This window comes from Achromobacter sp. JCM 18799 (assembly GCF_055395645.1).
Genome location: NZ_AP043866.1, coordinates 2,048,255 through 2,072,973, shown reverse-complemented (window position 1 = coordinate 2,072,973; position 24,719 = coordinate 2,048,255). Strand labels below are relative to the sequence as shown.

Here is a 24,719-nt window from a genome sequence, read left to right as displayed (position 1 = left end):
GGAACGGGAAGCCGGGCGGGCCGACGTGAAAAAGGGGTTGCGGCTCAAGCCGCGCGGGCCACCTGGTGGCCGGGCGCGAATTCAACCAGGGGAATGATGGCGGGCTCGTCGCCGACGCGCCGCACCGGGCTGGGGATCTCGCCTTCGATCAGCGAGGTGTCGATGTGGCGGCCGGGTTCGGCCACCGGCACGGCGGCCAGCAGCTTCTTCGTGTACGCGTGTTGCGGCGATTCGAAAATCTGGCGGCGGGTGCCGAGTTCGACGATCTGGCCCAGGTACAGGACCGCGACGCGGTGGCTGACTTTCTCCACCACCGCCATGTCGTGCGTGATGAACAGATAGGACAGGCCGCGGTCCTTCTGCAGATCCATCAGCAGGTTCAGGATCTGCGCCTGGATCGACACGTCCAGCGCCGACACGGATTCGTCCGCGATGATCAGTTTGGGATTGCTGGCCAGTGCGCGCGCAATGCAAACGCGCTGGCGCTGCCCGCCCGAGAATTCATGCGGGTAGCGCTTGGCGTGTTCGGGCTTCAGGCCGACCTGCTCCAGCAGTTCGCCGATGCGGCGGGCGATGGCGTCTTCGCTGGTCAACAGGCCGTGCGTGCGGATCGGTTCGGCGATGCTGAACGCCACCGTCTTGCGCGGATCCAGCGAGGCGTAGGGATCCTGGAAGATGTACTGGATCTCCTGGCGCAGGCGCTGGCGGCCGGCGCTGTCCATCGAGAAAATGTCCTGGCCGTTGTAGCGTACGGCACCCGAGGTCGGCGCCACCAGCTGCTGCAAGGTTTTGCCGATGGTGGACTTGCCGCTGCCGGACTCGCCCACCAGCGCCAGCGTTTCGCCGGGATAGACGTCGAAGCTCACTTCCTCGACGGCGTGCACGCGGTGCGTGACCCGGCCGAAGAAGTTGTGGCCCACGTCGAAGCGGGTGGTCAGTTTTTCCACGCGCAGCACGGGCTCGTCGTAGCGCGCGGTGTCCTGCTCGCGCGTCTCGCCCACTTCGCGCAGCGTGTCGCCTTCCAGCACGGTCTGCGGCGTGCGCAGCGGCAGGTCGCGGCCGGTCAGGCTGCCCAGGCGCGGCACCGCCGCCAGCAGCGCGCGGGTATAGGGATGCTTGGGCGCGTTGAAGATCTCGTCCACGGTGCCTTGCTCGACCTTCTTGCCGCGCAGCATCACGACCACGTCGTCGGCCATTTCCGCGACCACGCCCATGTCGTGCGTGATGAAGATCACGGCGGTGCCCAGGTCGCGCTGCAGTTCGCGGATGGTGTTCAGGATCTGCGCCTGGATGGTGACGTCCAGCGCGGTGGTCGGCTCGTCGGCGATCAGCAGGCGCGGCTGGCACGACAGCGCCATCGCGATCATCACGCGCTGGCGCATGCCGCCCGACAGCTGGTGCGGGTAGCGGTCCAGCATCTGTTCGGCGTCCGGCAGGCGCACCTTCTCCAGCAGTTTGCGCGCCGCCAGGCGCGCGGCCGAGCGCGACAGCTGCTGGTGCAGCATGATGGCCTCGACGATCTGGTCGCCGACGGTGAACACCGGGTTCAGCGAGGTCATCGGTTCCTGGAAGATCATCGCGATGTCGTTGCCGCGGATGGCGCGCATGTCCTCATCGGAAGCCGCGGTCAGGTCGATCTCGCGGTCGGAGTCGTCGCGGAACAGGATCTGTCCCGTGGCGATGCGGCCGCTGGTGTAGTCGGTCAGGCGCATGATGGCCATGGACGTGACCGACTTGCCCGAGCCCGACTCGCCGACGATGGCCAGCGTCCTGCCGGGGCGCACCTCGAAATCCAGGTTGTCGACGGCGCGGAACACGCCATTTTCGGTATTGAAGTCGACCGACACGCCGCGCACGGACAGCAGCGGAGCGGAAGAAGATGCGGTGGTGCTAGACAACGTGGATTCTCACAGGGAGGTGGCGGCGCGGGCGGCCTGGTCGTACAGGCCCGAGAGGGCGCGCAGGGTGTTGGCCAGCTGATGGCTGGCGTCGTCCGCCGTGGGGGAGTCGATGAAGGGTTTGACGAGGCATTGCTCGCGCACTTCAGCGTAGCGCTGGATGGCGGCCGCGCCAGCGTCGGTCGCCGTGTAGATCACTTCCTTGCCCGTCTTGGCGCTTTGAACCACGCCCAGGCGCTCCAGCTTCTTCAACGAGTAATTCACCAGGTGGGTGTCTTCGACGTTGAGCGTGAAGCAGATGTCCGCCAATTTCTTGCCCCGGCCGCGGTGGAACACGTGGTTGAGCACCAGGATGTCCAGCGAGGTCAGCTCGGGCAGTCCGGCGCAGGCCATGCAGCGCACCATCCAGCGGTTGAACGCGTGCGAGGCGATGATCAGGCCGAATTCGACTTCGGAAAGCTCGGGGGCTGAAGAGGCCAGATGGGAGGAGGAAACAATGGCGTCCCGGACGGATACAGGCATGGGCTGGCAGGGGGAAGGGGACGGATCGGCGATAAAACGTTGGCGAATTATTGACGATTTGTTGATATGTCCGTATCGGGGATAACCCGTGTGCAAGCGGCCGGTCCTAGGTTTTGCCGCCAGATTTCGGACTTCTCCTATTTGCCCGCGACGCGTGTCCGCGTAAAAAACACTGCCGGCTCGCGGGCTTCGAGCTGCTTGCGATTTGTTTCACATCAAACCGCTCCTGCTGCGATCGTGATAGTTCCGGGCTGCGGAACTATGGCATTCACGCATCAATTTGCGCTTCTTTATGCTCTAAGTTCCACCAATTCCGTTAATTTATGAGCTTATACATTCAGATATTTATTGTTATTAATTGTGCTTTAAGGCAAACTCGGAAAACATTTGGTTTCACAAAGCGATAACAAGGAGCGCCGCGCACGTCCGCAGGCGCCATACCGGCATGAATCACTATTGGCGCCTGCGCATGGCCGCGGGCATGTTGGCGGCTGGCTTTTTCCCGGCTGGATCCGGCGCGCAATCTCTGCCCGAGGCAGCAGTGCGCGCCACCGAAATCGAACGTCGCCAAGAGCAGGAACTTGGGGCGCAGCGCGCCCGAGCGGCCGAACGGCCGGACGTGCTGTCGCCCGCCGCGCCGGTAGCCGGCGGCCTGGTCCTGCCGGTCGAAACGCCTTGCTTTGCCCTGAAGGAAGTGGTTTGGGACGGAGCGCAGCCTGCCGAATCGCTGGCGCGGGCAGCCGACGCCGTCGTTGGCCATTGCGTGGGCGGCCTGGGGTTGCGGGCCTTGCAGGAACATCTGATCGGCCTGCTGATCGATCGCGGACTCGTCACCGCGCGAGTGGTCGTGCCGGAACAATCCCTGGCCGCGGGCACGCTGACGCTGCGCTACCTGCCGGGCCGCATATCCGCCGTCAAGGGCGAGGGCGCCATCGGCTGGTGGCGCACGGCCTTGCCCACGGGGCCGGGCGGTGAGGTGAACCAGCGCGACCTGGACCAGGCGCTGGAAAACATCCGCAGGCTGGGCAGCCAGGCCGACGCGTCCATCGACGTCGCGCCCGGGCCGGAGCTGGGCGATTCCGACATCCTCATCCGTCCCGGCACCGGCAAGCGCTGGCATGGGTACATCGGCGGCGACAACGCCGGCATGGACGCCATCGGCAAGTACCAGGTCAACGCCGGCCTGACCCTGGACTCGCCCCTGTTCCTGTACGACCAGCTGTCGGTGTCGTGGAACAGCAATGCGCGCTGGCGCGACGCCGAGTCGAACACGCGCGCCGCCTCCCTGAACTACAGCATTCCTTTCGGCTACTGGACCTTCTTCGCCGGCGCCAGCAAATCCACCTACCGCCAGACCGTGGCCGGCTTCGATGAACCCATCATCTACGGCGGCACCACCAAGCAGGTGCAGGCAGGCGTCTCGGTGGTGCCGTATCGCAGCGCCACCTACAAGGGCACGGCATCGCTGACCCTGCTGCGCAAGCGCACCACCAGCACGCTCAACGACGTGGACATCGAGGTGCAGCGGCGCGACGTCACCGGCTACGAGTTCAACCTGGGGCATCGCCACTATCTGGGCCGCGCCGCGCTGGACGTCGGCGGGGGCGTGCGCGGCACGCTGACCGGGCTGTCCGACCGGCCGGGCTACGTCTATGGCGATCCGGATTGGAACGGGCGCAGCACCATAGTGTCGGCCAATGCGGGCCTGTATCTGCCGTTCGAATTGGCGGAGCAGCCTTGGGCTTACCAGCTGAATTGGCAGATCCAGCACGCCAAGACCCCCATCGTGCCGTCCGACTACTTCACCATCGGCAACCGCTATGCGGTGCGGGGTTTCGACGGCCAGATGACGCTGGCCGCCGAGGACGGCTGGACCTTGCGCAACGACTTGTCGCTGGGCCTGGACAAGCTGCTGCGCGTGCCTGGCCACCAGTTGTACACGGGCCTGGACGTGGGCCGGGTGGGCGGCCCGTCGGCGGCGTCGCTGTCCGGCCGCACATTGGTCGGCGCCGTGGCCGGGCTGCGCGGACGGCTCGCCATGCCCTATGTCAACGCCAGCTATGACCTGTCTGCCGGCTGGCCGCTGAAAAAGCCCGAGTCCCTGAAAACCGCCTCGACCGTGTTCGCGGCGGTGCTGATGTTCGAGTTCTGATCCGGCGGCCTTGCGCCGCGAAACCGCAGTCCACCCTTAGTCCCACCGGATACGCATGATGTCCAAGCTTCGCTCCCTCATAGTCTGGTCCGTCGTCTTCACCCAGGTTTGGTCGCCAGTATTGGCGCAGACCTTGCCGATCTCGGTGGACAAGAGCGTGGCGGGAGCGAAGCCCTCCGTCGGCGTCAGCAACGGCGTGCCGGTCATCAACATCGCGCCGCCGTCGGCGGGCGGCGTGTCCAACAACCGCTACACGCAATTCAACGTCGGCCCGTCCGGCGCGGTGCTCAACAACAGCGGCGGCGCCAGCCAGACCCAACTGGCGGGGCAGGTCGGCGGCAACCCCATGCTGGGCAATCAGCGCGCCAGCACCATTCTCAACCAGGTCACCGCGCCCAACCCGTCGCAACTGCTGGGCACGATGGAGGTGGCCGGCAACCGCGCCAACGTGATCGTCGCCAACCCGGCGGGCATCACCTGCAACGGCTGCGGTTTTTTGAACGCGGACCGCGCCACCTTGACCACGGGCAAGCCCCAGGTCGGACCGGACGGCAGCATCGGCTTCGATATTGCCTCGGGCAAGATCCGCGTCGAAGGCGCCGGCTTGAACGGCTCCAACCTCAGCCAGGTGGACCTGCTGGCGCGCACGCTGGAGATCAACGCGGACGTATGGGCCGACAAGCTCAACGTGACCGCAGGCGCGGCGCGCGTCGACTACGCCACGGGAGCCGTGTCCGCCCAGGCGGGCGAAGGCGCGGCGCCCGAGGTGGCGCTGGATACCGCGGCGCTGGGCGGCATGTATGCCAACAGCGTGCGCCTGATCGGCACCGAGGCCGGCGTGGGCGTGAACATCGGCGGCAACCTGGTGGCGCTGACCGGCGACCTGCAGGTTACGGCCGCGGGCGACGTCCGCATTGCGCCGCGCGGCACCGCGCAGGCAGCGGGCAATCTGCGTGTGGACAGCGGCCGCGATCTGGCCGTCCAAGGCGCGGCACAGGCCGGCGGCAGTGCGGCGCTTGTGGCTGCGCGCGACGTTTCCGTGCAGGGCGCGGCCGGCGCCGGTGGCGCCTTGACGCTCGATGCTGGCGGCGACGTGGCTGTCGGCGCGCAGGGCAGCCTGCGCACGCAAGGCGCCCTGCGCGTGGCGGCGGGCAAGGATATCTCCTTGTCGGGAGACCTGCTGACTTCGGATCAGGACGTGCGTGCGCAAGCCGGACGCAACCTGAAGGTGGCGGGCCGGACGGTCGCACCGCAGCCTGGGCAAGGCGGGAGCACGGGTGGCGGGACCGGCGCCGGTGCGGGAACCGGCAATGGTTCGGGCTCCGGCTCCGGGTCGGGGACTGGATCTGGATCGGCTACCGGCGGCGAACCCGGCAAGACTCCCGACCCGGCCGCGCCGGGCGAACCGAGTGGCGGCGTTTCCACGGCGGGCGGCGTGGTTTCCGCGAAGGAAGGCGTCACGTTGCAGGCGGGACGCGACATGCTGTTGTCGCGCCAGGTGTATGCGTCCGGCGTGTTGCAGGCGCAGGCGGGCGCGGACGCGGTGTCGGAGGCCGGCGCACAGTTGCAGTCGGCAGGCGGCATGGCGTTACGCGCGGGTTCAGGCGTTACGCTGGCCGGCGCGGCCTTGACCGATGGCGCGATGTTGGTCGAATCCACGCGCGACCTGCGCCTGGACGGCAGCGCGCTGGCTTATGGCGGCGCGCTGGACCTGAAGAGCGGCGGCGATCTGCGCATGGGCGCGGCCAGCAAGGCGCAGGGCAAGCGTGTTGGAATCGATGCGGCGCGCGATCTGCGGGCCGATGGCGAACTGGTGTCGGAGACGGCCGCTGAACTGAAGGCCGGACGCGAGGCTGCGGTGGACGCCCGCGTGCTGGCGCGCGGCGATCTGGCCCTGAGCGCGCAAGGCGCCACGGCTGTCACCGGACAGGTGGAAACGCTGGGCCGCGCGCGGCTGCAGTCCGGAGCAGGCATTTCGCTTGCGGGTAGCCTGAGCGGGAATCAGGGCGTGGACATGCGCGCGGCGGGTCCGCTCGCCATCAGCGGCGCGGTGGGCGCGGCAGCGGGTGAACTGACGCTGGCTTCCGGCGGCGACCTGTCGGTCAGCGGCAGCGCGCAGGCAGGCGGCCCGGTCAGGTTGAGCACGCAGGGCGCGCTGAACGTGGCGGGTACGGTCTCCTCGCTGGCCGGATTGACGGCCCAGGCCGCGCGCGATGCCGCGGTCGACGGCAAACTGCTGGCCGGCGGTCCGCTGTTGCTGGAAGCGATAGGCCAGGTGGCGGCGGGCGCGGACTCGCGTCTGCAATCGGACGGCGCCATGCAGCTGCGCGCCGGCCAGAGCATGCTTCTGGCCGGCGTGGCGGAAACCAATGCCGGCCTGACGCTGGGCGCGGGCCGCGACCTGCGCGTGGACGGCGCGGCGCTGGCTTATGGCGGCGTCTTGTCGATGGATGCGGGCCAGGATCTGCGTATGACCAATGCCAGCCGCACGCAGGGCGAGGGCGTGTCGGCGCGCGCGGGGGGTGACCTGCAGGCGGACGGCGCGATGGCCGCGCGCGGCGATATCGCGTTGACCGCGGGGCGCGATGCGCAGCTCGGCGGCAAGACGGTCGCCACCAACGACGTGACGCTGAAGGGCGGACGCAATCTGGCCATTGCGCAGGGCGCGCAGCTGGAAGCGGAACGTTCCGCGCAGATCCAGGCGGGGCAGGACGCCACGCTGGCCGGCGCTGTGCGCACCAATCAGGGCATACGCATCGACGCCGCCGGCAAGCTGCGGCTGGACGGAGAAACTTCGTCTGTCGCGGGCGCCATCGATTTGCTCGCAGGCGGCGACCTGTCCGTGGGCGCGCAGGGCAAGGCATACGCGGGCGGGGCGCTCAGCGGCGCAAGCGGCGGCGCGTTGCGCGTGGATGGCGAACTGGCCGGCCAGGGCGCGTTGACCTTCGTATCGGTGGGCGGCGCAATGGTGGACGGCAAGCTGCTGTCCGGCGACGCCTTGTCGTTGCGGGCAGGCAAGGACCTGCGCACGGGACAGACGGCGCAGCTGCAATCGTCCAAGAACATGACGTTGAGCGCGGGCCAGGACGTCAGCCTCGCGGGCGCTGCCCTGAGCGATGGCGGCATCGCGATCGACGCCACACGCGAGCTGCGCGTGGACGGCAGCGCGCTGGCCTACGGCGGCGGCTTGTCCATGAACGCCGGCAGCGATCTGCTGCTGGGCGCGGCCAGCAAGACGCAGGGCAAGGGCGTCACGGCCCAAGCCGGGCGCGACCTCATCACCGCCGGTGAAATGGTGGCGGCGGGATCAGCCGGCCTCACGGCGGGCCGCGACGCGGTGTTCGGCGCCAAGCTCGGCGCCGACGGCGACCTGACGCTGCGCGCGCAGGAATCGGCGAAGGTCACGGGCGAACTGCAAGCGACGGGCGCGGCCAGCCTGCAAGCCGGCGGCGACGTGGCGCTGTCGGGCAGCCTGCTCAGCAACCAAGGCACGGAACTGCGGGCGGGAGGCACGCTGGACCTCAGCGGCACGGCCGGCGCGGCTTCGGGCCCATTGACTCTGGCCTCGGTCGGCGACATGACGGTGGGCGGCAACGCCCAATCCGGCGGCCCCTTGTCCATGGTCGCGAAGGGCGCGCTGAACGTGGCGGGCACAGTGTCCTCGCTAGCCGGCTTGACGGCGCAAGCGGGAACCGATGCAACGGTCACAGGCAAGCTGCTGGCCGGCGGCCCGCTGCTGCTGGAGGCGATAGGACATTTGCAGGCCGGCGCGGATGCGCGTCTGCAATCCGAAGACGCAGTGGCCCTGCGCGCGGGGCAGGACCTGGTCCTGGCCGGCGAGGCGGAAGCCAACAAGGGCGTGACGCTGGATGCCGGGCGCGACCTGCAGGTGGATGGCGCGGCGCTGGCCTACGGCGGCCAATTGGCCATGAACGCGGGCAAGGACCTGCGCTTGGGCGACGCCAGCCGCACGCAGGGCGTGGGCGTGGAGGCGCGCGCCATGGGCGATCTGCTGGCGGGCGGCGCCATGGCCGCGCGTGGCGACATTCTCCTGAGCGCGGGACGCGACGCGCGCATTGACAGCAAGGCCGCTGCCACCGGCAACACCTCGCTGATTGCCGCGCGTGACCTTGTCATGGGCAAGACGGCGCAATGGGACGTCGAAGGCGCGTCGCGCGCCCAGGCCGGCCAGGACATGACGCTGGCCGGCGCCTGGCGCGGCAACGGCGACATGAACATCGACGCCGCGGGCAAGCTGTCCGTGGACGGCACGCTTGCCGCCAGCGCCGGCGGCCTGAGCTTGAACGCCGGCGGCGACCTGTCGATGGGCGAACTGGCGCGGGTCGCGGCCAAGGGCGCGGTCAACGTCACGACGCTGGGCGATCTCCGCGTGGCGGGCGCGCTCAGTTCGCTGGACGCCCTGACGCTACAGGCCGCGCGCAACGCGGCCGTGGCGGGGCAGGTCTACGCGGCGCGCGGCCTGGACCTGAAGGCAGGCCAGACGCTGACGGCGGCAGGCGGCTCGCACCTGCAATCCGACGCCTCGATGACGCTTGCGGCCGGGCAGGATCTGCACCTCGCCGGCACGGCGCTGGCCGAAGGCGGCATGTCGCTGGACGCATCGCGCGACCTGCGCGTGGACGGCAATGCACTCGCCTATGGCGGAGCGCTGCAGCTCAAGAGCGGCAATGACCTGCTGCTGGGCGCGGGCAGCCAGCTGCAAGGCAAGGGCGTGCAGGCTGACGCCGGGCGCGACCTGGCGCTGGGCGGCGTTCTGGTGTCCACCGCCGGCGCGGAACTCCAGGCGGTGCGCGATGCGCGCGTGGACGGCAAGCTGGGCGCCGACGGCGCGCTGGATCTTGGCGCCGGGGGCAATCTGCGCATCGGCGCGGCGGCGCAACTGGACGCCGCGGATCAGGCGCGCATTGCGGCTGCGGGCAACCTGGAGATGGCCGGCGTCGTGCGCGGCGACAAGGGCGCAAGCCTGGATGCCGGAGGTCGCCTGGATATGTCTGGCACGGCGGCATCCGCCAACGGCGCCCTGGACCTGAAAGCGGGTGAAGACCTGGCTCTGGCGGCCGGCAGCCGCGCGCTGTCTGGCGGCGCGCTGCAGGCGAGCGCGGGCGGTTCGCTGACGGCGGCGGGCACGATTTCCTCGCTGGCCGATCTGATCCTGGACGCGGTCGCCAACATCAGCCTCGACGGCCAGAACCTGGCCGCCGGCAACCTGACCCTACAGGCGGGCGGCGCTTTGGCCACCGGTGCGAACGCGCGCCTGCAGGCCGATGGCTCGGTCGATGTGCTGGCCGACAGCGCCACCTTGGCGGGCACGCTGGTGGCCGGGCAAGCCGCGACGCTGCGGATCGACAAGGATCTGGCGATAGACGGCACGGTCCTGGCCGACGCGGGCGCGCTCACGGTGGAGAGCGGCGGCGCCATGACACTGGGCGGCGCCAGCGCGCTGCAAGCGGGCGGACTGCTGCAAGCGCAGACGGGCGGCAAGCTGCTGGCCAACGGCACGATTTCGGGCGAGCAGGACATTACGCTGAAGGCGGGCACGGACGCCGAACTGAACGGCAAGACCGTCGCCAACGGCACGCTGCGCGCAGACGCGGCCGGGGACCTGAGCATCGGCCAGGCCGGCCTGGCCCAGGGCAGCAGTAAGTTGCTGCTGGGCGCGGGCCAGGACTTGCGCATTGCTGGCACGGCGGGCACCGCCACGGGCGCCGGCGCCGCGGGCGGCAGCTTGCAGGCGCAGGCGGGCCGCGACCTGTTCATCACGGGCACGGTGACCGCCGGTTCGCCCATCGTCCTGGGCGCGCAGCGCGACATCCGCATCGACGGCATCGCCACGGCGCTGGAAGGCGGCCTGACGGCCGACGCGGGCGGAAACCTGCTCGTCGGCGCAGGCGGCAGGATGCAGGCCTTCGACGGGCTGAGCGCACGCGCAGGCGGCAACCTGGGATCAGACGGCGTCATTGCCGCGGGCGGCGGCCTGACGCTCGCCGCAAGTGGAGACGTCCTGTTGGGCGGCCTTGCTGCCGCCCTGGGCGAACGCGCGGCGGGCAATGCCTCGATCACGGCGGGACGCGATCTCATCGTCAAACAGAACGGCCAACTGCAAGCCGCAGGCACGCTGACTGCCCGCGCGGATCGCGACCTGTACGCAACGGGCGCGCTGAGTTCGGTGGGCGACATGCTGCTGGCCGCCGCGCGCGACGCGCGAGTGGACGGCACTGCCGCCACCGATGCCGATCTGACGCTGACGGGCCGCGACGTGACCGTCGGCGCGGCCGGGCTGGCGCAGGCCGGCCGCACGTTGACCGCCACCGCGCAAGGCGTGCTGCAGGCGGCGGGGCGCATGCTGGCCGGCGGCTCGCAAACCTTGACGGCGGGCGACAAGATCACGGTCGACGGCACGGTGGCCGCCTTGCAAGGCAACTTGGCGCTTACCGCGCAGCGCGGCGATATCGCGCTGGGCGCGGCGTCGCGCCTGCAGGCAGGGGGCGCGCTGACCGCGCAGGCGGGGGGCGCGCTTACCGCGCTCGGCTCGGCCGCCGCGGAACAAGGCATGACCTTGCGGGCCGGCACGGACGCGACGCTGGGCGGCATCGCCGCCACGCAGGCAGGCGACCTGGCCGCTAGCGCCGGCGGCAAACTCACCGTCACGGCGGACGGCCGCTTGCAGTCCGGCGCGGCGCTGGACCTGAGCGCGGGCGGCGCGCTGCTCAACGCGGGCATCGCGTCCGCGGGTACGAATGCCAAGCTGTGGGCGGGATCCACGCTGGACAACACCGGCTCGGTGCTGGCTGGCGGCGATCTCATCGCCACCGCCTTGGGCCAACTTTCCAATGCTGGCCGCTTCGTGGCGGGCGTGGGCGCCGACGGCGCGCTCAGCCAGCCGGGCAGCATCAGATTGACCGGGGGTTCCATCGTTCATGGCGGCACCAGCCTCGCCGGCCGCGATCTGAGCCTGTCGGCAGGCAGTTTGAACCTGGCGGGCGGCAAGCTGTCCGCCATCGGCAAGGTCGCGCTGGCCACGCCGGGTGATATCGACAGCCGCAACGCGGTCGTGCAGGGCGGCGCCCTGGATATCGCCGCCGCCAATCTTCACAACCAGGGCGGCAAACTGACGTCCACGGGCGATGCCGCGATCAAGCTGAGCGGCGCGTTGAACAACACCGGCGGGGTGGTCGCCGCCGCCGGCGATGCGCGCATCGAAGCCGCAAGCATCGTCAACCGCGACGGCACGCTGGCAGCTCGCGACCTGACCGTCACGGCCACGGGCGCGGTGGACAACCGCGGCGGCCTGATCCAGGCCGACAACGTGCTGACGTTGAACGCCGCCAGCCTGGACAACAGCGGCACGCTGACCGCGGCCGGCACACCGCCCAAGGGCGTGCTGGGCAAGGTCGTCTCCATCATGGCCGACCGCGTCAACAACCAGGGCGGCTCCATCGAGGCGATCGAGGACCTGACCCTTACCACCAAGGAACTGGACAACACGGGCGGCACAGTCGCTTCCCAAGGCAACGCGCGCATTGTCGCGGACATGCTCAAGAACACCCAAGGCACGCTGCAGGCGGGCAAGAGCCTGACCGTCATCGCGCAGGCGCTGCAAGGGCTGGGCGTGCTGCAATCCGCGGGCGACCTGTCGTTCACGTATGCGGGCCCGCTGAACCAGGAGGGCGACATCTCCAGCGGCCGCGACCTCAACCTGTCGGTCGGCGGCGCGATGGACAACCGCGCCAAGATCAGCGCCGGCCGCGACCTGAGCATCTCGGCGGACTCGCTGAACAACCAGGCCTCCGGCCAATTGCTGGCCGGCGGCCAGAACCGCATCACGGTGACGCAGGGCCTGACCAACGCCGGCCTCATCGACGGAGGTTCCACCCGCATCACCGCGGGCCGCGTCGACAACACCGGCCGCATTTACGGCGATGCCGTGTCGATCCAGGCAGGCGCCCTGGTCAACGGCGCGGGCGCGGGCGGCGGCGCCGTCATCGCATCGCGCGCGAACATGGACCTGGGCGTGGGATCGCTCATCAACCGCGACCACGCGTTGATCTACTCGGGCGCCGACCTGCGCATCGGCGGCGCGCTGGATGCCGCCGGCCGCGCCATCGGCCAGGCCGGTTCGCTGCTGAACGCCTCCGCCACCATTGAAGCGGCAGGCAATGCCGACATCTCGGCCGCGTCCATCCGCAATCAGAACGACCGCTACACCAGCGAAACGGTGCAGGTGTCCAGCACGTCCAAGGTGTACTTCACCCCGGCCGGCACCACCGACATGTACGACGCCGAGACCAATTGGCTGTGCGACGAAGTGACGCCGATGTGCAGCAAGGATCCGGCCTGGCTGGACGACGATCCCGAACGCATGTTCCTGCTGCCGTCCACCAAGTATCCGGCGTCGCGGTATGGGCCGCCGTTTGATTACGCGCCTAGCAAGAAGGGCAGGGGTGGCGAGACGTCGCCTATCACGCCGACCTATACCCCGCGTGACGTCGGCTGCAGCGGCGGCGACGCGGCCGATCTTTGCTGGGACACGCCGGAGAAGTTCCTCTACGGTTCCGGAGAGCGTATCTGGGCTGTCTTCGGTGTCACGCCACCGTCCGGCCCGATGCCGGTCTGGGTGCCGCCGCTCTACGACAACTGCGCGATCATCGATGGCTGCGCTGCCGAGAACGCGCGCCGCAAGGCCTACGAAGACGCCTACGCCGCGTACAAGGCGCCGCACATGGAGTTGGAAGCGCGCATCCGCGAGTTCAACGCCGACTTCAATAACCGCCTGGTGGGCACCTTCACCTACTACCGGGTGCAAGAGACGGTCACCGAAACCCGCACCCTGTCCTCCGATCCAGGCAAGATCCTGTCGGGCGGGGCCATGACGCTCACCGGCGCCGTCACCAACGACAAGAGCCAGATCGCCGCAGGCGGCACGCTCTCGGTAAACGGTCCCGCCATCAACAACATCGGCGCGGGCGGCGAGCGCACCATCACGCGCACAGGGACCATGACCGTCACCCAGGCGCGTTCGCGTGATCGCAAGGAATATTCCAGCGCTTACAACGCAACCCTGGCCGGCCAGCCCATCGAACTGCCGGTCGGCACGTCCGGCGGCAATGTCGCCGTCCAACTCAACGGCTCCAAGCCCGGCGCCAGCAATGGCGGCGCCACGCCCGGACCGGTGCTGGTCGCCAGCGTCGGCCTGCCCGGCGGCACGGTGGTGCGCACCGTCTCCAATCCTGCCGGTATTCCGGACAGCCAGCTCTACACCGTCAACGGCAGGCCGGATGCGCCTTACGTCGTCGCCACCGATCCGCGTTTCGTCGGCCAGCGTCCAACCGTCTCCAGCGACTACCTGCTGGACCTGCTGAGCCAGCCGGGCGCGCTGCCCGGCACCACCATCGGCAACGGCGCCGGCTCGGGCGGCGGCCTGGCAGGCCAACGCAACGACCAGCCCGGCGCGGCCGGCACGGTCAATGCGGGCGTCGGTGCGGGTTCGGTCTCGAACGCGGGCCAGGCCGGCGCCACGGTCGGCTCCAGCGGCGGCCTGGACGGCCAGCGCCTGGACGCGCAAGGCGTATCCGGCCCCGCCGGCGCCGCGTTCGGCGCGGGCGGTTCGCTCTCCGCCAGCGGCGCCACCGCCGCGGTCGACGGCCAGAACCTGTCCGGCGCGCGCCTGGGCAGCTGGGATTCCCTGGTGCCCGCAGGCGCCAAGTTCCTGACGCCTTCGGGCCAACCCAAGCGCCTGGGAGACGGCTTCTATGAACAGAAGCTCGTGTCCGACCAGATCCTTGCCACCACCGGCCAGCGCTTCCTCGACAAGTACAGCGACAACGACGGCCAGTACAAGGCCCTGCTCGCAGCCGGCGCGCAATTCGCTCGCGACAACGGCATCCAGCTCGGCGTCGCGCTGACCGAGGCGCAACAGCGCCAGCTCACCACCGACCTGGTCTGGCTGGTCGAACAGACCGTCACGCTGCCCGACGGCACCACCGAGACCGTGCTGGTCCCGCAGGTCTACCTGCTGGTGCGCGAAGGCGACCTGAAGGGCGACGGCACCCTCATGGCCGGCCGCAACGTCAAGCTGGAGGCCGAAGGCGACATCGTCAACAGCGGCACCATCGGCGCACGCGAAGCCACCGTCATGACCGCCGGCAACATCGTCAACCAGGGCGGCGGGCTGATCCAGGGTTCCACCGTCGACCTCGCCGCGCGCGAGGACCTGACCAACCTGGTATCGCTGATCAAGGGCGACAACGTCGCCCTGAAGGCGGGGAACGACATCGCCCTGACGTCCACCGCGGCATCCGAGAACTTCGGCAGCACCTGGGGCACGCACGTCAGCGGCGTGGCCCGCGTCGATGCCGGCAACCTCAACATGCAGGCCGGCCGCGATATCACGTTGACCGCTGCGCAAGTCTCGGTCAAGGACGACGCGCGCCTGCAGGCCGGGCGCGACATCGCGCTGGAGACGCTTACCGAGAGCCATGGCGAATCGCTGGTTCTGAAGAAGAACAACCGCCACGACCTGAGCACCAGCTCCGAAGTCGGTTCGAGCATCGCGGCGGGCGGAAACCTCACGCTGGTCGCGGGGCAGGACGTCAATGCGCGCGCGGCCGAAGTCACCGCAGGCAAGCAGCTGGCGGTGGGCGCGGGACGTGACATCAATCTGGTCGCAGGGGTGGAAACCGGCTCGGCCTACGACGAGGTCCGCTACAAGACCAAGAGCTTCCTGTCGTCCAAGACCACGCACACCATCACCTCCAGCGACTGGGAACAGGCCAAGGGGTCGACCTTTACCGGCGATACGGCGGTGTTGATGGCGGGGCGGGATTTGAATGTGGTGGGGTCGAATGTCGCCGCGCAGAAGGACCTGGTCATGTCCGCCGAGCGCGACGTGAACATCCTGCCTGGCCAGAACGCCGAGGACAGCTACAACTACAAGATGGTCAAGAAGTCCGGCTTCGGCGCGATGGGCGGCATCAGCTACGGCAGCAGCAAGCAGACCGACTGGATCGACGGCAAGAAAGTCTTCAACACCGCCAGCACGGTGGGCAGCGTCGAAGGCGATGTGCTGATCAAGGCCGGTGAAGCGCTGAACATCACGGGCAGCAACCTCCTGGCGCGCCAGGGCGACATGACGCTGATCGGCAAGGAGGTGAACATCGCCGCGGCGCTCGATACCGCGCGCGAGAAGGAGTTCCATGAGATCAAGCAGACTGGGTTGACGCTCACTGCCAGCAACCCCTTGGTCAGTGCCGTGCAGACCGGCGCGCGCATGGCCGACGCGGCAGGCAAGACGGACAACACCGTCATGAAGGGTCTCGCCGGGGTAACCACCGGCATCGCGGGCGTCAACGCCTACGACGCCGTCCGCAAGTCCGCCCTGGCCGCCCAAGCGGCGGAGTTGGCCGAGCCTGGTTCAAGCAACAAGATCGACCAGGTAGGCGGTGTCAGCATCAAGCTTAGCCTGGGCACTAGCAAGAGCACCAGCACCACCGACCGCAGCTCGTCCAACGCCTACGGTTCGACCGTCACTGCCGGCAAGGACCTGACCATCGTTGCGCAAGGCGCGGGCAAGGACTCGGACATCACAGTCACAGGCTCGAATGTGTCGGCGGGCAACAACGTGGTGCTCAAGGCCGAAGGCGACGTAGTGCTGCAGGCCGCGCGCAACGCCTTCGAACAGAAGACCGAAAGCAAGAGCAGCAGCGGCAGCATCGGCATCGGCTTCTCGACCGGCGGCGAGCGCAACGGCTTCACGCTGGAACTGGGCGCCTCGGTTGGCCGGGGTACGGCCAACGGCAAGGACGAAAGCTGGACCAACAGCCATGTCACGGCAGGCAACGTGTTGGCGATCCAGTCAGGTGGGGACACCACGCTCAAGGGCGCGACAGGGGAGGCTGATCGCATCATCGCGTCCGTGGGCGGCAACCTGCTGCTGGAAAGCCTGCAGGACAGCAGCAAGTACGACTCCAAGAACAAGAGCGCCGGCTTCGGGCTGAGCCTGTGCATCCCGCCGTTCTGCGCCGGGGCCAGTAGTTTCTCGGCCAACGCCAGCACCGGCAAGATGAACAGCAACTTCAAGTCCGTCATGGAGCAGACGGGCTTGCGGGCGGGCGATGGCGGCTTCCAGATCGATGTCAAGAACAACACCACATTGATCGGCAGCGTCATCGCCAGCAGCGACCAGGCCGTGGCGGACGGGCTGAACAAGCTCGACACCGGCACACTGATCACGGAGAGCATCAAGAACAGCGCCAAGTACAGCGGCGGCCAGGTCTCGATAGGCGGGGGCTTCGGCTTCGGCGGATCCAAGGGAGCGGATCCCGGGTTGGGGACCACCAAGGACGGCCAGGTGGCAGGCGGCGCCAGCAAGGACCATGCCACGTCCATCGCCACCGGCAGCAGCGGCTTCGGCATGGGCACGCCCATCGTCGTGGGCGCCAAGGGCAGCGGCAACTCGACCACGCAAAGCGCCATCAGCGGTGGCACGGTCGTGATTCGTGACGTGGCTGCGCAGCAGGATCTGAGCGGGATGACGGCGGCGGAAACGATCGCGGCGTTGAACCGGGATACCTCGGATACCTTGAATGCGCTGAAGCCGATTTTTGATAAGGAGAAGATCGAGGCGGGGTTTGAGATTGCGTCGGAAGCCCAGCGACAGGTGGGGCAGTTTTTGACGAATCGGGCGAAGGAAAGGCAGGCGGCAGAGTCGGCGCTATCGAACGCGATCAAGACAGGCGAAGCCCGCGACGCGGCAAGCATGAGCGCGCTCATGGACGAGGTGCAGCACGCTCAGGACTGGAGTGCGGGTGGCAAGTACGGCCTGGTCTTGGTGGCGTTGACGGGCGCGGCTGGCGCAAACGTGACGGGATCGACGAGCGCATTCGTGCAGTCGGCTGCGGTGAACTACCTGCAGGGCCTGGCGGCGGCCCAGGTGAAGCAGATTGCCGATAGCCTGGGCACGGATCCGCAAGCGGAAGCGGCGCGCGCAGCGTTGCACGGCATCGTGGGATGCGCGGGCGCTGCCGGTCAAGGCGCAGCCTGCGCCTCGGGCGCGTTGGGCGCGAGCGCGGGCAGCATCCTTAACAGCCTGATGGGTTCGCCCGAGGGCCTAACCCCCGAGCAAGTCGAAGCGCGTCGAAATCTGGTCACAAGTCTGGTGGCCGGCATTGCGAGCGCTGCGGGAGCGGATGCGGCAACAGCGGGTACGGCGGCGGCGCTGGAGACGTCTCAGAACTGGGCGCAGCTGGCAATCCCCGTTGTCGGCGCGGCGGCTTCGAAGTGCGCGACGACGCCGAGCTGCCAGCGGGCGGTGACCTATGTGTCGGACAAGACCGTCTACGTTGCAGTGCAAATGAAGGACGGCGCCATTTATGTCGGAACGGCTGCGCTGGTGGGAATTACCGCTGCGTCGGATGCCGTCGGGCACTGGGTGGCGGAGTTCGTGGGCAGCGCAGTGGGGCAAGAGACGGCATTGCCGGGTAAGCCTGGAGAAGTGGTGCGCGTGGAAATGCTGCCGCCGCTGCCTTCTGAGCAGGAGACGTTTGGTTCGGAGATTCCGGTTTGGCCGGGTGAGGCTGTCGGGTCGATTGCGGTGCCGGGGCAGAAGAATAATGGGCCTGCGAGTGGGACTACGACTACTACGCCGTTGCCGGAGGAGCAGGGGCCGGGGTTGATATACAACGAGGGGGAAGGCTACAAAGGTCCGGCGGGTGAGACGGCGAGGCTGATCGGGCAGGAACGTGAGGCTGCAGTAGCAAGTATGGTTAATGGATCGGTCTCTGGCGAGAAAGTTGCCATACTCGGCCTTGGCTCGACGGATATCGACGTTGTGGCATCTAACGGCAACTTGGTTGCGGTAGGTGGTCCGGCAAAGGCCAGCAATCTAGGGAAGCTTGGTCAAGAACTTCGAATCTACAAAGCAATAGCGGAGCAACGCGGAGTTTCCGCCGAAGCCTACTTTGCCGAAGGTACCCCACAGTCAGTGATTAATCTGGCTACGAAAATTCTTGGTGAAAATAACGTCAAGAAATTCTAAAGGAGATGAGTGATGGCTTGGCCGGTTTTAAAAATTCTCATTCCTGATGTGTTGGAGCAGGCGTTTCCCGTGGTCGTCGAGCTATTTGGGGAGTGCGGTCTAAAAGTTGAAAATCCCTATAACTTCAAGATTACTACTTGGAGTGATTCTGGAGACCAGGAAAATATTCCATTTGGGAATTTCCTCTCCGAGGTATTCGATGGAAATATAACTAATATTCAGTTCTGGAGTACGCCTGAGGATGACGTTTTTGTTTCTTGGAAAGGTGGTCCTCAAGGTTGCGTTTTTTCAATTTATCTGAATGGTGTTGATGGTGTTCTCGCCGCCAAGATAGTATCGAAGTTAGTGGAGGAAGTGCTTGTAAAATACAAGCTGAAATACGGAATTTGTGAGGCACTGTCTATTATCTTCGAGTAGCCTGCTAAAAGAGGATACGTGTGTATAGAACGCCAACGATGAAGCTAAATACTCCGACTCAATAGGCAGTTGATATAAGGTGTCAGACTGCATTTTCCATCGCTGAAAATGTAGTCTAGATATAGAAAAGGTGTCAGACTACATTTTTCAAATCTGGAAATATAGTCTGAGTTAGCTCGGGTTTTCCGGACACCCGAAGAAGTAGATAATACTTGAAGGAGGTGTCCCATGGATAAATCCAAGCCCGAAAACCAGCCGCTCGAAAGAAAAAGGTGTCAGACTACATTTTCACCGCTGGAAATGTAGTCTGACACCTTTTTTATTTGAAGAGTCGAGGAAAAAAGGATGAAATTGAGCGTGGGAAGGTGGGCTTTATTAATTATTCCGATATGGATGGTTTTGATGATTTTTGTGATCATCAGATCGCCGGGGGATGTGGCTGTGGTCTACAAAAAAATGATAGACCTGATTCCTGATGTTTATAAAATAAATGGCAATGCCCTGATGGACGATAGATCGTTAAAATCGGGGGCTGGTCTCATTATGATGGAATTCTCTTCTTCTGGTTGGAGTGAAGGAGTTAAAGAGATGAACGAAAGGCTTTTCCAGAGTGTAGGGGCTTCGAAAATTGAGGATGAAAAGACTATTCTCTACTGCAAAGGCCGGGAACAATACGATTTAATACCACCTGGGCTTAATGGGTCTGGAATATTTCAGATAATTATGGCGTATCCAGGAGGGAAGTGTGGGTAGAGGGTTCTCAAATTAAAAAATGTGTCAGCCTGTCAAAAATAAGATGTCAGACTACTTTTTTCACCGCTGGAAATGTAGTCTGACACCTTTTTTATTTGGGTCAGGTGGTTTTACTCTTGATGTATCAATCCCGAACATAAGTGGGGTGAAGTAGGAATGATAAATAAGCTGATTAGCCTTCTTCCGCCACCCTCTCCGCGAGCCTTTGATAAGACTGTTTGGGCAAATTTTGAAACGTAGGAGAACCTGCGGCTGCCCAATGATTTTAAAGAATTTATTTCAATTTACGGATGTGGAGCAATAGACGATTTTGTATGGGTGCTGGATCCTTTTTCAAAAAATTCAAATTTGAATTTTGAGAAAAGTAAGTACTTTATAGGTGCGTACGCTGTAATGCGGCAGGAGTTTTTATCGGACTGTCCAAGGCCAGATTATCCTGTGAAAGGTTCTTTTCTTCCTTGGGCAGTGACAGATAATGGAGAAACGTTTGTTTGGTTGATTGATGGAGAGCCAGATTCGTGGAGAGTTGCTATTCATAGCTCCGATCAAGGGGAAGAAGAAATCTACAGTTGTGGCTGTGTTGAGTTTCTTTTAGGGCTTCTTGGTAGGGACATTTCGTCAAAAATTCTACCTGGTCAATTCCCTCCTGCCGATCTAGATAAGCATTTTTTTAAGGCTGCTGACTAGGTCAAAAAAAGGTATCAGACTCTGAAAAAAGGTGTCAGACTACATTTTCTACCGCTGAAGATGTAGTCTGACACCTTTTTGATTGCTGCGAAATAACCTGAACGTTCTGGAAAATGGAGTATTAGAAAAAAGGCAAACTTACCATCAAGTTTACTCCGATGGGCAGTACGTATACGATCCACGAGTGTCGTCACGACCGGTGCCGCAAGGTGATTGGCTTCAATTGATGAAAGGGACCAATCCTGACGGAATTTCAATTTCAAAGATTAAGTAGGGGGCGGCATGAATAAGAGTCTGGCTGATGGTGATGAACTATATAAAGTAATAGAAGAATTTTCCGATTTGGAATGGAGAAAGTTCCAGACGAGAATGGTAATGATTGGATTGAAAGGGGGAGGGGTCTATCAGAGAGATAATTCCAAAGCCCCTCCGTTTACAACAATTAGATTTAGGAGTGAAAATCGAGAATTTGTCGAAGAACTGCGAAAGGCAGTAGAGGGCTACGAGGGAGATATGGTTTGGAAGATGTTTCCGCACCAAAGATTGATGTTTCCGGATGTCAATTGGGTGATTCGTCCTGCTTTTGTTGACGAAGCGGTTGCAATGGCGGGAGGGGATGTAGGGAATTCACAAGATTTTATGTCGGAGCATTATCCTGACTTTGCGTTGAAAGCGTATAAAGATATGTTGGGATTGGCTGAACATGTTCGCAAAGAGCTTGAGAAAAAATATAAGTTATCAGATTAAGGCGTCAGGCTGGAATTGCCAGGGAGTATGGTGTCAGGATGGGAAAAATATGCCGTCTTGCCCGTCGAGATATTAGGCGTAATCCGCAGTAAAAAAAGTGTCAGACTAAATTTTCCACAGGTGAAAATGTAGTCTGACACTTTTTTTGCGGTGAAAGCAGTGATCATTTGGCTGGTGTTGGTGGGAGATAATATGGGTTTCTATGACGCAATCATTGCTGAAGGAAATTTCAAGCGCTGGTTTCGAGGACTTTTAATTTGGATTGGGATTTTCCTGACCCTGCTTGGACTAACGCTTAGGGTGAGAAAAGGTGTCAGACTACATTTTCCATATCTAAAAATGTAGTCTGACACCTTTTTTTGATGGATGAGTTTCGTGATCGGAGGCACGACTTATCCTGGGGTACCTGATGTTCAGATTGGTGGTGTGACGCAAACTGACTCGGGAGCCGTATGGTCAAATGAGGCTGGCTCGGTTGTCTATGTTCAGAAAGCGGGAAAGGTGGATCCGGCTATTCAGGCATTCATAGCTGATTTCGTAAATAAAAGTGAAATTCCATATATGGCCCAGTATGTGCCTGCTCCGATTTTTCGTGATACTAGTCCACGAACAGGCTATATTCCAATTGATGATACTGTGGCTAGGTACTGCGCAACAGCCGAATGTGTAGCTGGTTTGACTCCGAACATGACTCAGCTGGGTCATGTTCAACAGGCGATTCGAGCTGCAGATAACGCCGCTTGGGTGTCGAGTATGGCCGGGAGAATCGCTGCTGCAGCAACTGCCGCGGGAAATGCCCCAGTTGCTGGTGCCGCCACCGCGATAGGTGCTGCAAGTAGTCTGTTCGAGCAAATGGTGAGGCCAAATTGGAAAAAATCTGTAAGTGATTCGACCGTTGATATGGTAGGCGCTTTTGCGTCAGATAGATATCCAGTGCTTGCGCCCGCTATTAATGAGCTTGCGGAGTTGGTAAAGAGCAATGGTTATTTGAATAGTGTTGGTAGGAGATAACATGAGTTTCTATGGCGTGATAATCGCGGAAGGAAATTTCAAGCGCTGGTTCCGAGGATTGTTAATTTGGGTCGGGGTTGTCTTGGCCCTGCTTGGATTGCGGTTTGATCTTTATTTTTTGGCCCTGATCGGCGTGGTTATTGGGGGCGTGGGTATGTATGCAGCGAAGGCCGCTATGGTTAATGTCAAGCCCTTCAGGGAAAAAGGGAAGTACTGAATTTTAAGGTTATTGCGTTCAGGGGCTCGAAAAGATGAGCGTCGGGTATTTTTTTGGTCGAGTAGAAAATCACGGAAAACGGGAGAAATTCTCGTGCGGGCTAAAATTGATCGCAATGACGGCTTCCATAAATAAGATAGTCAGACTACATAAATAACGTGTCTAAATAAGATATCAGGCTAGATTTTCTGGCTATCTAAATTTAGTCTGACACAGAGGCGTCAATCAGCTGATGACGAGTGAGTGTGTAAATGTCCAGGGATGATGGTCGATTCCGGGTGGAAGCTCTTTTAGGTGAATTTCTTAGAAATCAGAGAATAAGAAGACTATGCTTTTCTGTAGATTCATATTGACACTCGCCTCGCTATTCGCTTCCGCAGGCTGCTCCTTCATCATGGGCTCGCCGCCGGCAGCCTTGGCAACGAACCCGGAACCTCGCAAGATGATCAGTCCGGTGCTGATCTACACCACCGATTGCGATTTTAAAAAGAAGATCGAGAGTGTCGGTTTCATAGGTGCCAGAACAGCCTATCCTGCGACCTACGCTGCCGAATCAGTATGCAACGCATTGAATGCCGAACTGCCAGGTGCCATGGACGCAGCGGGAGTTAAGGCTGTATTCAAGTTGCGCAAGTTCGATCTCAAGACGGCCAGGCCGGAAACGATGAACAAGGATGCGTTGGCGGCAGGTGTCAAATATGTGGTTGCTGTGAGCGAGCCGCGCGCATTCGAGGGTTCTCAACAGTATCCTGCCAGTGTGTCGGTGGGTATCCGTCTGTATGACGCAGAGTCGGGCGAGTACCGTGGCATGGCCGAGGATACGTATGGGATCTCTCTGCGTGATTTTTCAAATCGTGGGCCGAATGCCGAGGGACAGCGGATTGCGGCGGATGTCGCGAATAAACTGGCGCGCTCCATGGTACAGCGGTGCGCCGAAAAGTACCCATACCAATGCCACAAGACCGGTCTGCTGCGTTTCGCGGAACCTCGCGATGCATTCGGGAAATAATGTATCAATTAGCAGGGCGTCGGACTAGTTTTTTTCAGCTGAAACCATAGTCTCCGCTTGATGCAAGCATCAAAATCTATCTTGCGCCGAGGTTCGTGAAGTGTCGAATTTTGTGTTTCGAATAGTGGTCCCTGTATTAGTGATTTCTGGCGGGCTCTCAGGTTGCTCAGCAACCAATCCTAATGTTCTCAATAGCTATGATGGGACCCAAAATTCACGCGTCCGTGTTTTTGTCTACACCGCCGACCGAATTCGCCTGGATTTTGATCGTACCTGCTACACCAGTCCTGGCCTGTTGGGGCATGGGGAAGGGTTGGAGACCATGCAGCGTAGCCATTATCAGGGTAGTCGCAGTGTTGGCATGCCTCCCACTTCAAGGCGTGGTGATGCTGTCTTCGATGAATTCATCATAAAGGCCGGCATTCCTTTGACCATATATGGTCAGGTCGGTGGTACGTATCATTCGCCGGGCGTCTCCATTTATAAGCACGAAACGCGTGACGCAGGCTATTTCACTCCGATAGCTGGCGCGAACTACGAGATATATGTGCGGGATCGCAAAGTAATCGTCGAAGAGCTAGGCGTAGACAGCGCCAACCGACTCATTGAACTCACTCCAACGAAGGCCTGTGCGGTCAACGGAAGTTAAGAACCGTAAAAAGGTGTCAGACAACATTTTCCGAATATGAAAGTGTCGTCTGACACCTTTTTTGGGGAAATAGAATATGGAATTTTCGATGAGGTTCGTTAATCAGTTTATGGAGTTTTCTTTCTTGCAAAAGGCGAGAAATTCTGCCGTGCAAGATTGGGGGGAAGATATTCCAATGACTGTGCTTTTTTCCATTCTTGGAAAAGGAATGGCGGAAAATTTTGCACAGCTTTCACCGTCTTCTCGGTCAAGAATATTTCATCTGATAGAGGAGGGAATTAATTCCCCTGATGATGAGCTTTGCACAGCAGTTGCCACGGGACTGTTGGAAGCTCTGGATAATTCTATTTCTGGCAATTTGGAAATTAAAAATAATGTTTATCTAGAGCTTGGGCCGAGCTCGAAGAAGTACTTGCTTGATTTTTCTCTTTGGCATGAGTCAGAAAAATAGGGTGTCAGGCTGAACTATCTCGGAATTCTGTTGGCGAAAAAATACCGTTACGCCCATCAAGAGATTAGGTGTAATCCGGGCGATACGTCGAACGTGTTTTGCGTTCAAAAGAATTGTCAGACTACATTTAGAATTAAGAAACTCCATGACCCG

At 62.6% G+C, this 24,719-nt stretch carries 13 protein-coding genes; 11 read left to right on the top strand and 2 right to left on the bottom strand.

The genetic code is table 11. From position 1 onward, the window contains the following. Positions 1 to 44: 44 nt before the first annotated feature. Both ACZ5YA_RS09815 and ACZ5YA_RS09810 read right to left on the bottom strand, forming a co-directional pair. A complete protein-coding gene (locus ACZ5YA_RS09815; RefSeq protein ID WP_059372713.1) occupies positions 45 to 1,898 on the bottom strand; it encodes an ABC transporter ATP-binding protein in 1,854 nt (617 codons plus the stop codon). A gap of 9 nt (positions 1,899 to 1,907) precedes the next feature. Beyond that, on the bottom strand, positions 1,908 to 2,420 hold the full coding sequence (locus ACZ5YA_RS09810) for a winged helix DNA-binding protein (RefSeq protein WP_059372716.1): 513 nt from the start codon (positions 2,418 to 2,420) through the stop codon (positions 1,908 to 1,910). 445 nt (positions 2,421 to 2,865) lie between these two features. Between ACZ5YA_RS09810 and ACZ5YA_RS09805 the strand changes: the two genes are divergently transcribed. The 11 genes from ACZ5YA_RS09805 to ACZ5YA_RS09755 all read left to right on the top strand — a co-directional run bounded on the left by ACZ5YA_RS09805 (position 2,866) and on the right by ACZ5YA_RS09755 (position 24,566). Continuing rightward, positions 2,866 to 4,572, top strand: a complete 1,707-nt coding sequence (locus ACZ5YA_RS09805) for a ShlB/FhaC/HecB family hemolysin secretion/activation protein (RefSeq protein ID WP_280015090.1) — start codon at positions 2,866 to 2,868, stop codon at positions 4,570 to 4,572. A 55-nt stretch (positions 4,573 to 4,627) separates the two neighbouring features. Further along, a complete protein-coding gene (locus tag ACZ5YA_RS09800) occupies positions 4,628 to 18,625 on the top strand; it encodes a hemagglutinin repeat-containing protein (RefSeq protein ID WP_464092429.1) in 13,998 nt (4,665 codons plus the stop codon). 12 nt (positions 18,626 to 18,637) lie between these two features. After that, a complete protein-coding gene (locus ACZ5YA_RS09795) occupies positions 18,638 to 19,042 on the top strand; it encodes a hypothetical protein (protein ID WP_464092428.1) in 405 nt (134 codons plus the stop codon). A gap of 345 nt (positions 19,043 to 19,387) precedes the next feature. Next, complete coding sequence (locus ACZ5YA_RS09790; RefSeq protein WP_464092427.1) at positions 19,388 to 19,795, top strand: hypothetical protein; 408 nt, start codon at positions 19,388 to 19,390, stop codon at positions 19,793 to 19,795. Between the two features lie 246 nt (positions 19,796 to 20,041). Continuing rightward, entirely contained in the window at positions 20,042 to 20,482 is a 441-nt protein-coding gene (locus tag ACZ5YA_RS09785; protein WP_464092845.1) for an SMI1/KNR4 family protein, read from the top strand. Between the two features lie 282 nt (positions 20,483 to 20,764). Further along, positions 20,765 to 21,229, top strand: a complete 465-nt coding sequence (locus ACZ5YA_RS09780) for a hypothetical protein (RefSeq protein WP_464092426.1) — start codon at positions 20,765 to 20,767, stop codon at positions 21,227 to 21,229. Positions 21,230 to 21,595: 366 nt separating this feature from the next. Further along, positions 21,596 to 22,240, top strand: coding sequence for a hypothetical protein (locus tag ACZ5YA_RS09775; protein WP_464092425.1), 645 nt, complete (start codon positions 21,596 to 21,598; stop codon positions 22,238 to 22,240). A gap of 1 nt (position 22,241) precedes the next feature. Beyond that, complete coding sequence (locus ACZ5YA_RS09770; protein WP_118934360.1) at positions 22,242 to 22,457, top strand: hypothetical protein; 216 nt, start codon at positions 22,242 to 22,244, stop codon at positions 22,455 to 22,457. A 442-nt stretch (positions 22,458 to 22,899) separates the two neighbouring features. Further along, the gene (locus tag ACZ5YA_RS09765; RefSeq protein ID WP_118934358.1) at positions 22,900 to 23,466 is read left to right on the top strand and encodes a hypothetical protein; all 567 of its coding nucleotides are present in this window, start codon (positions 22,900 to 22,902) and stop codon (positions 23,464 to 23,466) included. A gap of 100 nt (positions 23,467 to 23,566) precedes the next feature. Further along, entirely contained in the window at positions 23,567 to 24,115 is a 549-nt protein-coding gene (locus ACZ5YA_RS09760; RefSeq protein ID WP_191295330.1) for a hypothetical protein, read from the top strand. Positions 24,116 to 24,191: 76 nt separating this feature from the next. Then, on the top strand, positions 24,192 to 24,566 hold the full coding sequence (locus ACZ5YA_RS09755; RefSeq protein ID WP_124260404.1) for a hypothetical protein: 375 nt from the start codon (positions 24,192 to 24,194) through the stop codon (positions 24,564 to 24,566). Positions 24,567 to 24,719 lie beyond the last annotated feature (153 nt).